Origin of the sequence: Rhizobium sp. NFR07 (assembly GCF_900111905.1) — a bacterium.
GTDB lineage: Bacteria > Pseudomonadota > Alphaproteobacteria > Rhizobiales > Rhizobiaceae > Neorhizobium.
Genome location: NZ_FOKM01000006.1, coordinates 230,142 through 242,951, shown reverse-complemented (window position 1 = coordinate 242,951; position 12,810 = coordinate 230,142). Strand labels below are relative to the sequence as shown.

12 protein-coding genes and 1 riboswitch are annotated in these 12,810 nt (G+C 60.6%); of the genes, 8 read left to right on the top strand and 4 right to left on the bottom strand.

Going from position 1 to position 12,810, the window contains the following annotated elements; translation table 11 throughout:
- Positions 1 to 314 precede the first annotated feature (314 nt).
- The 3 genes from ribB to BM216_RS14885 form a co-directional block, all read right to left on the bottom strand.
- Positions 315 to 944, bottom strand: a complete 630-nt coding sequence (gene ribB, locus BM216_RS14895) for a 3,4-dihydroxy-2-butanone-4-phosphate synthase (RefSeq protein WP_092999969.1) — start codon at positions 942 to 944, stop codon at positions 315 to 317.
- Between the two features lie 120 nt (positions 945 to 1,064).
- Positions 1,065 to 1,210: riboswitch (FMN riboswitch) on the bottom strand.
- A gap of 97 nt (positions 1,211 to 1,307) precedes the next feature.
- A complete protein-coding gene (locus tag BM216_RS14890; protein ID WP_092999968.1) occupies positions 1,308 to 2,090 on the bottom strand; it encodes a glucose 1-dehydrogenase in 783 nt (260 codons plus the stop codon).
- 26 nt (positions 2,091 to 2,116) lie between these two features.
- Positions 2,117 to 3,073 (bottom strand): sugar-binding transcriptional regulator, encoded by a 957-nt coding sequence (locus tag BM216_RS14885; RefSeq protein ID WP_092999967.1) that lies wholly within the window; start codon positions 3,071 to 3,073, stop codon positions 2,117 to 2,119.
- Positions 3,074 to 3,421: 348 nt separating this feature from the next.
- Here BM216_RS14885 and BM216_RS14880 point away from each other — a divergent pair, with 348 nt between their 5' ends.
- From BM216_RS14880 to tpiA, 8 genes are all read left to right on the top strand, one after another.
- Positions 3,422 to 4,237 (top strand): transketolase, encoded by an 816-nt coding sequence (locus tag BM216_RS14880; RefSeq protein ID WP_244530192.1) that lies wholly within the window; start codon positions 3,422 to 3,424, stop codon positions 4,235 to 4,237.
- Entirely contained in the window at positions 4,237 to 5,193 is a 957-nt protein-coding gene (locus BM216_RS14875) for a transketolase family protein (protein WP_092999965.1), read from the top strand. Before BM216_RS14880 ends, BM216_RS14875 begins: the two co-directional genes overlap by 1 nt.
- A gap of 3 nt (positions 5,194 to 5,196) precedes the next feature.
- Entirely contained in the window at positions 5,197 to 6,711 is a 1,515-nt protein-coding gene (locus BM216_RS14870) for an FGGY family carbohydrate kinase (protein ID WP_092999964.1), read from the top strand.
- Positions 6,712 to 6,808: 97 nt separating this feature from the next.
- Entirely contained in the window at positions 6,809 to 7,741 is a 933-nt protein-coding gene (locus BM216_RS14865) for an ABC transporter permease (RefSeq protein WP_244530191.1), read from the top strand.
- An 80-nt stretch (positions 7,742 to 7,821) separates the two neighbouring features.
- The gene (locus BM216_RS14860) at positions 7,822 to 8,748 is read left to right on the top strand and encodes a sugar ABC transporter substrate-binding protein (protein ID WP_092999962.1); all 927 of its coding nucleotides are present in this window, start codon (positions 7,822 to 7,824) and stop codon (positions 8,746 to 8,748) included.
- Positions 8,749 to 8,816: 68 nt separating this feature from the next.
- Positions 8,817 to 10,340 carry a sugar ABC transporter ATP-binding protein gene (locus BM216_RS14855; RefSeq protein WP_093000111.1) on the top strand — a complete coding sequence of 508 codons (1,524 nt, stop codon included), beginning with the start codon at positions 8,817 to 8,819 and terminating at the stop codon, positions 10,338 to 10,340.
- A gap of 9 nt (positions 10,341 to 10,349) precedes the next feature.
- Positions 10,350 to 11,126 (top strand): SDR family oxidoreductase, encoded by a 777-nt coding sequence (locus BM216_RS14850; protein ID WP_280141683.1) that lies wholly within the window; start codon positions 10,350 to 10,352, stop codon positions 11,124 to 11,126.
- Between the two features lie 7 nt (positions 11,127 to 11,133).
- Entirely contained in the window at positions 11,134 to 11,898 is a 765-nt protein-coding gene (tpiA, locus tag BM216_RS14845) for a triose-phosphate isomerase (RefSeq protein WP_092999960.1), read from the top strand.
- Positions 11,899 to 11,960: 62 nt separating this feature from the next.
- Here the strand turns inward: tpiA and BM216_RS14840 are convergent, their stop codons facing one another.
- Positions 11,961 to 12,734 (bottom strand): DeoR/GlpR family DNA-binding transcription regulator, encoded by a 774-nt coding sequence (locus BM216_RS14840; RefSeq protein ID WP_244530186.1) that lies wholly within the window; start codon positions 12,732 to 12,734, stop codon positions 11,961 to 11,963.
- Positions 12,735 to 12,810: the final 76 nt, after the last annotated feature.

The window sequence follows — 12,810 nt, the reverse complement described above, 5'->3', positions numbered from 1 at the left end:
AGGAAGCAAGGTTGGTGCCAAAGCATCGCCCGGCGCAAATTGCGCCCTAACAATGCCAGCAAAACAAGATGTCGGGTTGAGTGTCGAGCAACGATCGCACAAAGAGCCTGCCAATCAGGCAAAGAAATTCCAGCGGTCATTGCATTAAAATGAAGCGACGATGCCTCGATCGTCAGCATTCCGACGGGAACCAGCGTTGCCTCGCGCATCTCGGCTTCTGTGCTTTTCGGAGGGGGCGGCGGCTTAGCAATTGCCTGAAAAATGGGGGCGCGACAAGGCACAGAGCAGCCTCGAAATCGCTGCCCCCGATCAGGTCAGGCCGCGGCCGTCAGCCGTTCACGGTCTTCCAGAAATGTGACGAGATCCTCGATCGTTACGACAAGCAGTCCATGCTTTTCGGCGAAGATCTCCAGATGCGGCAGACGTGCCATCGTGCCATCGTCATTGGCGACCTCACAAATGACGCCGGCCGGAGCGCGACCGGCGAGGCGTGCGAGCTCGACCGCGGCTTCCGTATGGCCTGGCCGGGCGCGGACACCGTCCGGATGTGCCCGCAGGGGGAAGATGTGGCCAGGGCGGGCGAAGTCTTCCGGTCTGGCACTGCCTTCGGCAAGAGCGCGTACCGTGGCTGTGCGGTCGGCTGCCGAAATGCCGGTCGTCGTGCCGGGAATGTAGTCGACGGAGACGGTGAAGGCGGTCTTGAGGGATTCGGTGTTGCGGCTCACCATCAACGGAATATCGAGTGCATCGAGCCGCTCGCCTTCCATTGCAATACAGACCAGGCCACGGGCATGGTTCATCATGAACGCAATATCCTTCGGCGCCACGGCATCGGCGGCGATCACGATGTCGCCTTCGTTCTCGCGATCCTGGTCGTCGACCACGACAACCATGTCGCCGCGGCGGATCGCTTCAATCGCATCTTCAATTTTCGAGATAGTCATTTCCAAGCCTTTCAAGGGTTATGCCGGCGAACCGGCATCCAACTCGCGAACGTCATGACAACGGCCGCAAACATCCCTTGGGCGAACAAGCGTCGCACACCCGGCTAAGGGTGTTCTTCGCATTGTCCTCTTCCATCCGGACTATACCGTCGGCTCCGGCCTCTCACCGGATCTGCTGACCCTTCAATTGCTTGAAGGCGCTCGCGGGCTCCGGAATTGATTCCGATACCGCCGGTGGGGAGTTGCACCCCGCCCTGAGAACATTTCAAACATAAGTTCTTAATGTAGCAAAAGGCAAGAGGCTGCCTTCGCATTTGGAATGAAGGAACGGCCCGTCCGGTGAACGGACCGTTCGAGGGTGATTTACGACATGATCAGACCGCCATCGACGTTGATGGTCTGGCCGGTAATGTAGGCCGCATCGTCACTGGCGAGAAAGGTGACGAGACCGGCGACGTCCTCGCCGGAGCCCGCGCGTTTCATCGGGATGCCTTCGACCCATTCCTTCATAAGCTCGCCGGGTGCATAATTGCCGAGCAGCTTGCCCCATGCCTGGTCGTTATAGGCCCACATGTCGGTCTCGATGATGCCGGGGCAAAACGCGTTTACGGTGATGTTGTCCGTCGCCACTTCCTTGGCAAGGCTCTGTGTGATGCCGACAACGCCCATTTTCGAGGCGGCGTAATGCGGTGTGTAGATGAAGCCGTCTCGGGCCTGGCCGGATGCGGTGTTGATGATGCGGCCGCCCTTTTTGTGCTTCCGGATGCGGGCAATCGCCTCCTGGGCGCAAAGGAATACGCCCTTGGTATTGACCGCCATCACCTTGTCCCACTCGTTTTCGGTCATGTCTTCAATCTTCGCGATAGTGATCACGCCGGCGTTCTGGATCGATACGTCGACCGAACCGAATTCTTTCTCCGCCGCATCATAGAGTGCCACAACGCTCTTCTTGTCGGTTACATCGCCGACAAACGAGATCGCCTTGCCGCCATCCGCCCTGATCTGATCCGCAACCGCATGCACCGAATCCTCGTTTGCGGAGACTACGAGATTGGCGCCTTCGCGTGCGAAGCGTTTGGCGATTGCTGCGCCGATTCCGCGGCTGGCGCCGGTGATTACGACGGTCTTGTTGGTGAAGCGAGACATGGGACCTCCCTGATATGGTTTGCTTCTTAAGTGAATTCGGTCAGCCGCTCCGCGGTGAAACGGTCGGTGATGAGAACATCGATCAGCTTGCCGCGCAGCGCGCCGGCGATCGCAGCCGTCTTGCGCTGTCCGCCGGCGGTGCCGATGACGCGGGGCACGGAGCGGAGCTCTTCCAGCGTCATGCCGACGACACGCTCATAGATCTCGCCTGCCAGCGGCTCGCCATCGGCAGTGTAGAAGCGCAGGCAGATATCGCCGACGGCGCCGCGGCCCGCCAGCTCTTCGAGTTCCGCCTGCGTGAAGGTGTTGCCGGAATAGATGAGGTTCTGCGACGGGGACATGGCGCCGATGCCGACAAAGGCCGTCGTTACCCGTTTGAACTGATCGACGGTCGCCTTCACCTGCGGGTCCGAGACGAGGATTTTCTTCGATCTCGGCGACCCGGTGACGCAAGGTGCCGGCAGAAGCTGAGGTACGGCATTGATGAGATGCGCCAGCCTTGTCGTCAGCTGCGTGGCGTGGATCTGTGCGCTCGGCACGCCAATGCCGCCGAGAAGCTGGATGACGCGTTCGGCGCGTACACGCTTAATCGGGTGGATGTTATCCAGCATCTGCTGAAGCGTTGCGCTCCAGCTGGATACGCCGATCACGTCGCCATCCTCCAGCGTCTGTTCGAGAAGGTGAGCTGCGGCTATGCCGATGGCCGAAAATACGGCGTCGTCATTGTCCTCGCGGCAGTCGGCGACGATGACCTCGCTGATGCCGAATTTGGTGCGAATGGCAGATTCGAGATCAGGATAGGTACCGCTTGGAGCAACGACCGAGACTCGGACGATGCCTTCCGCTTCCGCCCGCTTCAGCAGGCGGGATACGGAAGCCTGCGAAATCCGCAGCACGTCCGATATGTCGCTCTGTTTCAACCCTTCCAAGTGATACATCTGTGCGACACGGGTGATCATGCGCAGTTCGTTGGTGCGGCTCATCGGTGATTGGCTCCTGTCTTGACAGCGCGCGATGCGGCCCAATCAGGCCGTTCGGTACTTTTCCGAGCCATAGGAAAAAAATGCCACCATTGGAATGAGTTGACCGCGATAGCGGGCGGACGCCACGAGTTTTCGCGCAATCCGGACGAAGTCGCAAAGCGGATACCTTCGGACCTGCCTGTCCTTTGAATTTTGAGAACGACGCTTGACATGGGTCGATCCTGCCGTATCATGAATATTAAATCAAGCATGAATAAATATTCAAGCTTAGGAATTACAGGAGGAGATGCCGTGACTATTTCAGTCTGGCCAGACAACAAGCCGCTCGATGTCGCCGCCATCCGCGACTTGCCGGAAGCCGAGCGCGGGGAGCAACTCAAGCTCGTTGCCAAGCAGGTCCGCCGCCTCATCGTCCAGACGATCGATAGCGCACGTGCCGGCCATATCGGCGGTGACCTGTCGGTGACGGACGGCTTGGTGACCGCTGCTTTCGGTGTGCTGAACATAGCCCCGGAGCGAGCCGACGACCCGGCAAGAGACCGTCTCATCCTCTCCAAGGGACACTGTGCGGCGGCTCTCTATTCGGTTCTGGCGCTGCGCGGGTTTTTCCCTGTTGCGGATCTCGAAACCTTCATGAAGCCCCTGTCGGCGCTCAACGGCCACCCCAATCGCCGCAAGGTGAAGGGCGTCGAGGCCAATACCGGTCCTCTCGGCCATGGCCTTCCGATCGGCGTCGGCTCGGCAGTTGCCTCAAAGCTCTCGGGAAAGAACTGGCAGACCTTCGTCTTTCTCGGTGATGGCGAATTGCAGGAAGGCTCCAACTGGGAAGCCGCAATGACGGCCGGTCACCGAAAGCTCGACAATCTGGTTGCTATCGTGGACCGCAACCGCCTGCAGCAGGGTGCGCGCACCGAGGATACCGCCTCGCTTGACCCGCTCGGCGACAAGTGGGCCTCATTCGGTTGGGAAGTCGCAGATATCGACGGTAACGACACTGCCGCTCTGCTGAAAGCCTTTACGCAGGATCGAAAGGGCAAGCCACTCGCCGTGATTGCCAATACGCTCAAGGGCAAGGGGGTCTCGTTCATCGAGGACCGTGTCGAATGGCATCACAAGGTTCCGTCCAGGGAACAGGTTGAACTCGCATTGAAGGAACTTGCCTGATGAACGCGCATGGCATCGTTTCCGCCGATACTTTCGATTGCCGGGTCGCTTTCGCCGAGAAGCTCATCGAGCTTGCGGAAGCGGATAGCCGCATCGTCGCCGTCTGCAATGACTCCGTTGGCTCGAGCAATCTCAACGCCTTCCGCGATCGGTTCCCGGATCGCCTGATCAATGTCGGCATAGCGGAGCAAAACATGGTGGGTGTTGCCGCCGGTCTGGCCAATGGCGGCTTCATCCCGTTCGTCTGCGCCGCAGGGCCATTCCTGTCGGGCCGCGCGACGGAACAGGTCAAGGCCGATATCGCCTATTCGAACTACGGTGTCGTGCTGTGCGCCATGAGCCCAGGCATGGCCTATGGCGAACTCGGCCCGACCCACCACTCGATCGAAGACCTGAGCTGGATGCGGGCAATCGACAACCTTGATGTCCTGGTTCCGGCCGATCCGGAACAGACCAAGGCGGCGATGGACTGGGCGGTATCGTCCGGCCGTCCGATCTATATGCGGGTCGGTCGCCACAAGGTTCCGTCGGTCACTCCGGCTGACCGCGACGTCGCTTTCACGTTCGGCAAGATCGACGTGACCGGCGACGGCACGGATGTGGCGCTGGTTGCCACCGGCACGCTGGTGTCCCGGGCACTGGAGGCGGCAAAGCTGCTGGAGGCGGAAGGCATTTCGGCCCGCGTGCTCAACGTGTCGACGATCAAGCCGCTGGATGCGGAGACGATCATCAAGGCCGCCCGGGAAACCAGGGGCCTTGTCGTCGCTGAAGAAGGCGTGCTCGAAGGCGGCCTCGGCGCTGCGGTCGCGACCACCCTTGCCGAAAACCATCCGGCAAAAGCGAAATTCCTCGGCGTCACCAGTTTTGCCCCGACAGGATCGAATGATTTCCTGCTCGAGCATTTTGGCCTGACCGTCAAGGGGATCGCCGACGCTGCGCGCAAGCTGGTGGGCTGATCCATGGCAGGCCCTCTCGTCCTCGCGATAGATCAAGGTACGGGCTCGACCAAAGCCCTGCTTGTCGACCGTGACAGCAAGGTCGTTGCGCGCGGCCAGCACCCGCTCGGTTTGTCGACACCCCAGCCGGGCTGGGTCGAACAGGATGCCGAAGAAATCTGGCAGAGCGTCCTTGCGGCGATCCGCGAGGCGGTTTCAACCCACATCGCAGGCGATATCGTCGCAGTCGGCTTCTCGACGCAGCGCGAGAGCTGCCTCTTATGGGAGCGCGCGACCGGCAAACCGCTGTCGCCGCTTCTCTCCTGGCAAGATCAACGGACGCTGAAGCTTTGCGAGGCGATACCAGAGGCGACTCAGCGGATGATCCGGGCAAAAACCGGCCTGCCGCTGGATCCGATGTTTTCTGCCGTCAAGGCGCAGTGGCTGCTGGATCGTGTCGACCCCGACCGGGTGCGCGCCAAGGCCGGAGAGATCTGCGTCGGCACCATCGATTCCTATCTCATCTTCCGTCTCGGCGGCGATCATGTGGTCGAAATCGGGAATTCGTCTCGCATGCAGCTCGTCGATCTCGAGAAGGGCGACTACGACGCCGATCTTCTCGCGCTCTTCAATATTCCGCGCGCGTCGCTTCCGCGCATCGTGCCGTCGCGTTACGACTTCGCCAAAGTCAGCGGTATTGCCCCGCTCGTCGACGGCACCCCAGTCACTGCAGTTTTGGCGGATTCGCATGCCGCTCTCTTCGCCCACGGCGCCTTCCAGCCCGGCAAGGTCAAGGCAACCCAGGGCACGGGTTCGTCGGTCATGGGGCTTTACGACAGTTCGATCCCGGCGGATCGGATCGATCTCGGCGTCTGCCGCACGATCGCCTGGCAGGTAGATGACATTGCCTACGCATTCGAGGGCAATATCCGGTCGGTCGGCTCGACGCTCGTCTGGCTGGCGGATTTTCTCAACATCGACACCGCCGAACTGGCGAGGCTTGCGGCAAGCGTGCCCGACAGCAACGGCGTCAGCATCGTGCCGGCCTTTGGCGGCCTCGGCGCTCCTTACTGGGATGCGAATGCCGTCGGTATCATCGGCGGCGTGGCGCTCGGCACGTCGCGGGCTCAGGTCGCGCGCGCGGCCGTGGATTCGATCGCCCATCAGATCGTCGATGTCCTCGACCGGGTGCTCGCATCCGATCTCAAGGTCGAACAGCTTTATGTCGATGGCGGACCGACCAAGAACGACCTCCTCATGCAGCTGGAAGCGGACATGGCCGGCGTGCCGGTGATGCGTCCGCAGACGGCGGAGCTATCGGCGATGGGCGCCGCCCATCTTGCCGGGATCGGTGCAGGCGTCTGGACGCTGGAGGATCTCGCGGCCCTGCCGCGCGAAGGGACTGTTTTCAAGCCTGCGATGGACGATCTCGGTCGCCAGAGAATGCGAATGGAATGGCGGCGGATGGTGGCACGCTCACGCGGCCTGTCCGTCCACGAGCGCCAGGAGACCCGCAAGGAGCGGCTGGGCAACTACTGAGTAATAATCGATCGCGCGGCAGGAGTAGTAGCGCGACAGGGAGGTATAAATGAGTGAAATCACGGGACAGACAGCGCCGAAGTCAGGCTTCATCAGCATGTCGTTCGTGAAGAAGATGTCGGGACCGCTTGTCGGCTTGATCCTGTTGTGCATCTTCTTTTCGGTTACCTCGGAATATTTCCTGTCCGCACGGAACGGGCTCAACATCCTCGATCAGGTCACCGTGCTTGGCATTCTTGCCATCGGCATGACGCTGGTTATCGTCATTGGTGGCATCGATCTATCGGTCGGATCCGTGCTCGCCTTTTCGATGATGATGATGGGCGTGATGGAGCGGCAGATGGGATTGCCGCTCGGGCTCGCCATTGTCGTCGGCATTCTGACCGGTGCGGCCTGCGGCCTTGCGTCCGGCCTGCTGATCACCGTGGCCAAGTTGCCGGCCTTCATTGCCACGCTGGCGGTCATGTCGGTCACCCGCGGCCTTGCCAATATCCTGACGGAAGGCAAGCAGATCGTCGGCTATCCCGAATGGTTCACCTCGCTTGCGACGGTGCGTCAGTTCGGCTTCCTGTCGATGACGGTCGCGACTTTCATCGTGCTTGCCGTCATCGCTGCGATCATCCTGAAATTCCGTCCTGCCGGTCGCAACCTCTTCGCGATCGGTGGTAACCCGGAAGTCGCCCGTCTGGCCGGTATCAACGTCAACCTCAACACATGCGTCGTCTACGCTCTCAGCGGGGCGCTTGCAGGTCTTGCTGCCGTCGCGTTCGCTGCACGCCTCGACAGCTCTCAGCCCAGCGCCGGTCTCGGTTACGAACTCGACACGATTGCCGCCGTGGTCATCGGAGGAGCATCGCTCTCCGGCGGCGTCGGATCGATTTCCGGCACGGTCATCGGCGTCTTCATCATCGGTGTCCTGCGTAACGGCCTCAACCTTCTCGGTGTCTCGCCCTTCGTTCAGCAGGTGCTGATCGGCATCGTGATCGCTGCTGCCGTCACCTTCGACACGCTCGGAAGAAGAAGGAGATAACCGGCACCGGAGGAGGGTGCTCTCCAGACTCGCGTAATCACAAGCATAGCAAAAATGTCGTCAATTCAGTGGAGGAACACATGACGAAGACTTTCCGCATGCTCGCAGCCACCGCAGCTTTCTCGGCGCTGGCATTCGCTGCCCAGGCCCAGGACAAGGTCACGATCGGTCTCGCCGTCGCCAACCTGCAGGCTGACTTCTTCAACCAGATCAAGGAATCAGTAGAAAAGTCCGCCAAGGAACAGGGCATCGAGGTCGTCACCGTCGACGCTAAGGGTGACAGCGCCACGCAGGTCAGCCAGATCCAGGATCTGATCACCCGCCAGGTAAAGGCCCTGATCTACATTCCAGCCGGTGCGACCGCTGCCACCGTTCCAGTCAAGGCTGCCAAGGAAGCCAACATTCCGGTCGTCACGGTCGACCGCAATCCGGAGGGCGCACCCGGCGATACGTTCATCGCCACCGATAGTGTCGCCGCCGCCAAGGAACTCGGCGATTACGTGTGCAAGGTCTCCGGTGGAACAGGCGTTCTCGCCATCATCCAGGGACAGCTCGGTACGACGCCGGAGCAGGACCGCGACAAGGGCTTTTCGGAAGCGATGAAGAATTGCCCCGGGATCAAGGAAGCCGGTCGCCAGGCCTCCAATGCCTGGATGCAGGATGAAGGTTTTGCGATCGCCCAGGACATGCTCCAGCGTAACCCGACCATCAACATCTTCTTCGGCCGTGCTGACGCTCTTGCGCTCGGTGCCGCCCAGGCTGCCAAGGTCGGCGGCGTGACGGATGCGATCATTGTCGGTTTCGACGGCGACCGCGCCGGTCTCGAGGCCGTCAAGGCCGGCACGCTGAAGGCAACGATGACCCAGCAGACGCAGGGCATGGGCCGACTGGCGCTGAAGTCCGCTCTCGACCTGATCAAGGGCGAAAAGCCGCCGGCAGAACAGCTGCAGCCGGCAACCTTGACCACGGCAGACAATGCTGAAGGCTTCATCAAGGAACATCCCTGATCTCCAATCTGCGCCCCGTCTTGAAGTGGGGCGCAGATCCCATGCTCGGAAAGGAGGCCGACATGCCCATGCAGCCCGATCGGCAGACGGAAAATCAAGCAAGCGGCCAGGCCGGAGAAGTCATCCTGTCCGTCCGCAACGTGTCGAAAGCCTATGGCAAGATCACTGTCCTGAAGAATGTCAGCTTCGACATCAGTAAGGGAGAGGTCGTTGCCCTGCTGGGTGAGAACGGTGCCGGCAAGTCGACGCTTTCGTCGATCATCGCGGGACTCGCGATCCCGACCGAGGGGCAGATGCAGTGGCAGGGGAAACCCTATGCGCCGGTCTCGCCATCGGACGCGCTGGCTGCAGGGCTTGGGCTCATCCATCAGGAAATGCGGCTCCTGCCCGAGCTTTCGATCGCCGAGAATATCTTTGTCGGCCGCCTGCCGGTCCGCTCCGGCCGCATCGACAATCTCGAAATGTATCGTCGCGCCGAGGAGCAACTGAAACGCCTTGGCCTCAACGTATCGCCGGCCACGAAGGTCAAGTATCTGCGCGTTGCTGCCCAGCAGCAGGTGGAAATCGCCAAGGCGCTGACGTTGAACGCTCGTTTCCTTATTCTCGACGAGCCTACCGCTGCCCTTGGCGGGGAGGAGACGGACAGGCTGTTCGAACAGATCGAACGGCTTAAGCGTGAAGGTGTTTCCTTCATCTATATCTCGCATCGTCTCGAAGAGATCGCACGGATTGCCGACCGCGTCATTGTCCTGCGCGACGGCGAACTGGTGGCAAATTTCGATAGCGCGAAGGTTCCGGTCCCTGAACTGGTCGAGGCCATGGTTGGCCGCCAACTTGACCGCATTTTCCCGCATCTTCCCGCGCCGACACACAAGCCGCTTATCGAAGTGAAGAACCTGTCGTCCGCAGAAGGAGATTTTCACGATGTGAGCTTTTCGGTGTCTGCCGGTGAGGTCATGGGCATTGCAGGCATCATCGGTGCCGGAAGAACCGAACTCGTCCGTGCCATAGCCGGTGCTGACCCGGTCAATGGCGGTTCGGTGTCCGTCGATGGGCAGGTTATTGTGCTGAAAAGTCCGGCTGATGCGATGGCAGCCGGCATCGCGCTGGTTCCGGAAGACCGGAAATTGCAGGGGCTCGTCCTCGACCACACGATCGGCAACAATATAGCGCTTGGCAATTATCCGCGCATCACGCCGAGAAATTGGGTGACGCCCTCCGAGATCCGTTCCTTTGCGACGACTGCAATCAAGCGCTTCGGCATCAAGGGCGGCCCTGATCAGCGTGCCAGCGAACTTTCAGGCGGCAACCAGCAGAAGATCGTCATCGCCCGGGCCATCTCGGCCGGGCCAAAAGTCGTAATCCTCGACGAACCCACCCGCGGCATCGATGTCGGCGCGCGTTCCGCCATCTATGACGTCATTGCCGAGCTCGCGAAGCAGGGCATGGCCGTCATTGTGGTCAGCTCGGATCTCGATGAGGTGCTTGGCCTTTCCCACAAGGTTCTGGTCATGGCCCGAGGCCGCAACCAGGGCATCCTTTCCGGCGCGGAAGCCACGCGCCATGCAGTCATGGAACGGGCAACCGCTTAGCGTTCCGATATTCAGGAGACCGTCATGAAACTCTTTTCCCTCGTCGGCGACGTTGCTTTCGTAACCGGCGCCGGCAGCGGCATCGGCCAGGCGATCGCCATCGGGCTCGCGGAAGCCGGTGCCGATGTGGCGTTGTTCGATCTTTCGGCAAACGGACTTGCCGAAACTTTGGATGCCGTGAAGGCGCATGGTCGCAAGGGCTTCGTCTTCGAAGGCAGTGTCGCAGACGAGAAACATTTGGCCGCAGCCGTGGAAGGTGCCGAAAAGGAGCTAGGTGCCCTGACGGTTGCGGTCAATTCGGCCGGTATCGCCAATGCCATGCCGGCCGAGGATATGCCGCGTGAACGCTGGCAGCAGATGCTGGACGTCAACCTCACCGGCGTCTTCCTCTCCTGCCAGGCAGAGGCGCGGGTAATGCTGCCGCGCAAGAAGGGTTCGATCGTCAATATCGCTTCCATGTCAGGCTCGATCGTCAATCGCGGGCTGTCCCAGGCGCATTACAACACGTCCAAGGCAGGTGTGATCCATCTGTCGAAGAGCCTTGCTATGGAGTGGGTAGAGCAGGGGCTTCGCGTCAATGCGATCAGCCCGGGATACACGCTGTCGCCGATGAACAAGCGGCCGGAAGTCGCCGATCAGCTAAAGATCTTCCAATCGGAAACACCGATGGCCCGCATCGCTACCGTCGACGAGATGGTTGGCCCGGCCGTGTTTCTTTCAAGCGCCGCCGCTTCCTTCATCACCGGCCATGACCTTCTGGTCGATGGCGGGTTTACTGCCTGGTAGGATCGCTATGCCCAACACAATCCGTCCCCTCGTTGCAGGCAATTGGAAGATGCATGGGCTGGCCCATTCGCTTTCTGAACTGGCACTCATCGCGCAGGGCTCTGAACAGCACAAGCATTGCATCGACACCCTGATCTGCCCGCCGGCGACCTTGCTGGCCGCTGCCAGCAACCAGTCTGCCGGCACATGCCTGGCCATTGGCGCGCAGGATTGCAGCAGCGAACCGTATGGCGCGTATACCGGTGATATTTCAGCGGCCATGGTCGCTGACAGTGGCGCCCGTGCGGTCATCGTCGGTCACTCCGAACGCCGGCAGGGTCGCAGCGAAACCGACGCGGACGTGCTGCGCAAAAGTCAACGGGTGCTGGAAGCGGGACTTCAGGCGATCATCTGCATTGGCGAGACCGAAAGCGAGATGCTTGAGGGGCGTACGGAAAGCGTTTTGCTGCGGCAACTGAAGGATTCCATTCCTGCAAATGGCCCCTGCAGCTCACTTGTCATTGCCTACGAGCCGGTATGGGCTATCGGTACCGGCCGGACGCCGACTATTGAGGCTATCGCCGGCCTGCACGGATTCATCCGCGGCTATCTCGTCAGCGCTTTTGGCCGTGACGGTGCAGCGGTTCGGATCCTGTACGGAGGATCGGTCAAAGTGGATAATGCCGCCGAGATTGCTTGTGTTGATCACGTCAACGGCGCGCTCGTGGGAGGCGCAAGCCTCAAGTCAGAGGATTTTCTGGGTATCTTGAAGGCCTTCGGATCAATCCACTAGCGCTGTTTTAGGCTGCGCCGGGTCTCCCGTTGCAGGCACAGCCTTGCTCCGGCAGACGCGCATCACTTCGCAATCAGGACCTCGATGCCGCGCTTTTCAAATTCGCGTGCATCCCGGTCGGAAATGCCCTCGTCGGTAATGAATGAGTTGATGACGTCCAGTGATCCGAGACGCGTGAAGGATGAGCGGTTGATCTTCGTGGAATCGGCCACGAGGTAGACGTGCGCCGCTGCTTTGATCATTGCTTCCTTGAGCTGAAGATCGGCAAAGCTGGGATAGGTCAGTCCCGCATCCAGGGCGACGCCGGCCGTCGCCAGAAACAGCTTCCCGGCGAATATATTGCGGAAATACTCGACCGATTTGTCGCCCGATAGCGAGAGGGTCGGCGATTTGAACTGCCCGCCCGGCATGTGCACGGCGAAGGTTGGAACCGATCCCAGAATGATCGCGATATTGAGTGCATTCGTGATCAGCGTCAGGTCACGACGATTGGTCAGGCGCGTCGCGATTTCGGTCGTCGTGGTCCCGGCGTCGAGGATCAGCGTCTCGCCGTCCTTGACGAGGCTTGCCGCCATCGCGCCGATCCGCCGCTTCTTGTCCATGTTCTCTTGGTGATGGAGCGTCATGGTTCCGGTCTGCGGCCCCACCGTGTTCAGGTAGGCGCCGCCATGCTCGCGGGTAATGAAACCTTCGTTTTCAAGCCGCTCCAGGTCCTGCCGGATGGTTGCTTCCGACACGCGAAAAGCAGCCGCAAGTTCTCTGACGCGAGCGGATCCTTCTTCCTGAAGCCATTCGAGGATGCGACGGCGTCTCGGCTCGGACAGAAGTCCTATCATCGAATCCGAAGCATCTTGCTCGTCTCTTGCTTCCATCTGTGCCTGCCTAACCACTCAAATCGCAAACAATCGAAAC

Bases quoted from the DNA above. Each gene is read 5' to 3' on its own strand.
- ribB (WP_092999969.1), bottom strand. From the start codon at position 944: ATGACTATCTCGAAAATTGAAGATGCGATTGAAGCGATCCGCCGCGGC.
- BM216_RS14890 (WP_092999968.1), bottom strand. From the start codon at position 2,090: ATGTCTCGCTTCACCAACAAGACCGTCGTAATCACCGGCGCCAGCCGC.
- BM216_RS14885 (WP_092999967.1), bottom strand. From the start codon at position 3,073: ATGAGCCGCACCAACGAACTGCGCATGATCACCCGTGTCGCACAGATG.
- BM216_RS14875 (WP_092999965.1), top strand. From the start codon at position 4,237: ATGAACGCGCATGGCATCGTTTCCGCCGATACTTTCGATTGCCGGGTC.
- BM216_RS14870 (WP_092999964.1), top strand. From the start codon at position 5,197: ATGGCAGGCCCTCTCGTCCTCGCGATAGATCAAGGTACGGGCTCGACC.
- BM216_RS14865 (WP_244530191.1), top strand. From the start codon at position 6,809: ATGTCGTTCGTGAAGAAGATGTCGGGACCGCTTGTCGGCTTGATCCTG.
- BM216_RS14860 (WP_092999962.1), top strand. From the start codon at position 7,822: ATGACGAAGACTTTCCGCATGCTCGCAGCCACCGCAGCTTTCTCGGCG.
- BM216_RS14855 (WP_093000111.1), top strand. From the start codon at position 8,817: ATGCAGCCCGATCGGCAGACGGAAAATCAAGCAAGCGGCCAGGCCGGA.
- tpiA (WP_092999960.1), top strand. From the start codon at position 11,134: ATGCCCAACACAATCCGTCCCCTCGTTGCAGGCAATTGGAAGATGCAT.
- BM216_RS14840 (WP_244530186.1), bottom strand. From the start codon at position 12,734: ATGATAGGACTTCTGTCCGAGCCGAGACGCCGTCGCATCCTCGAATGG.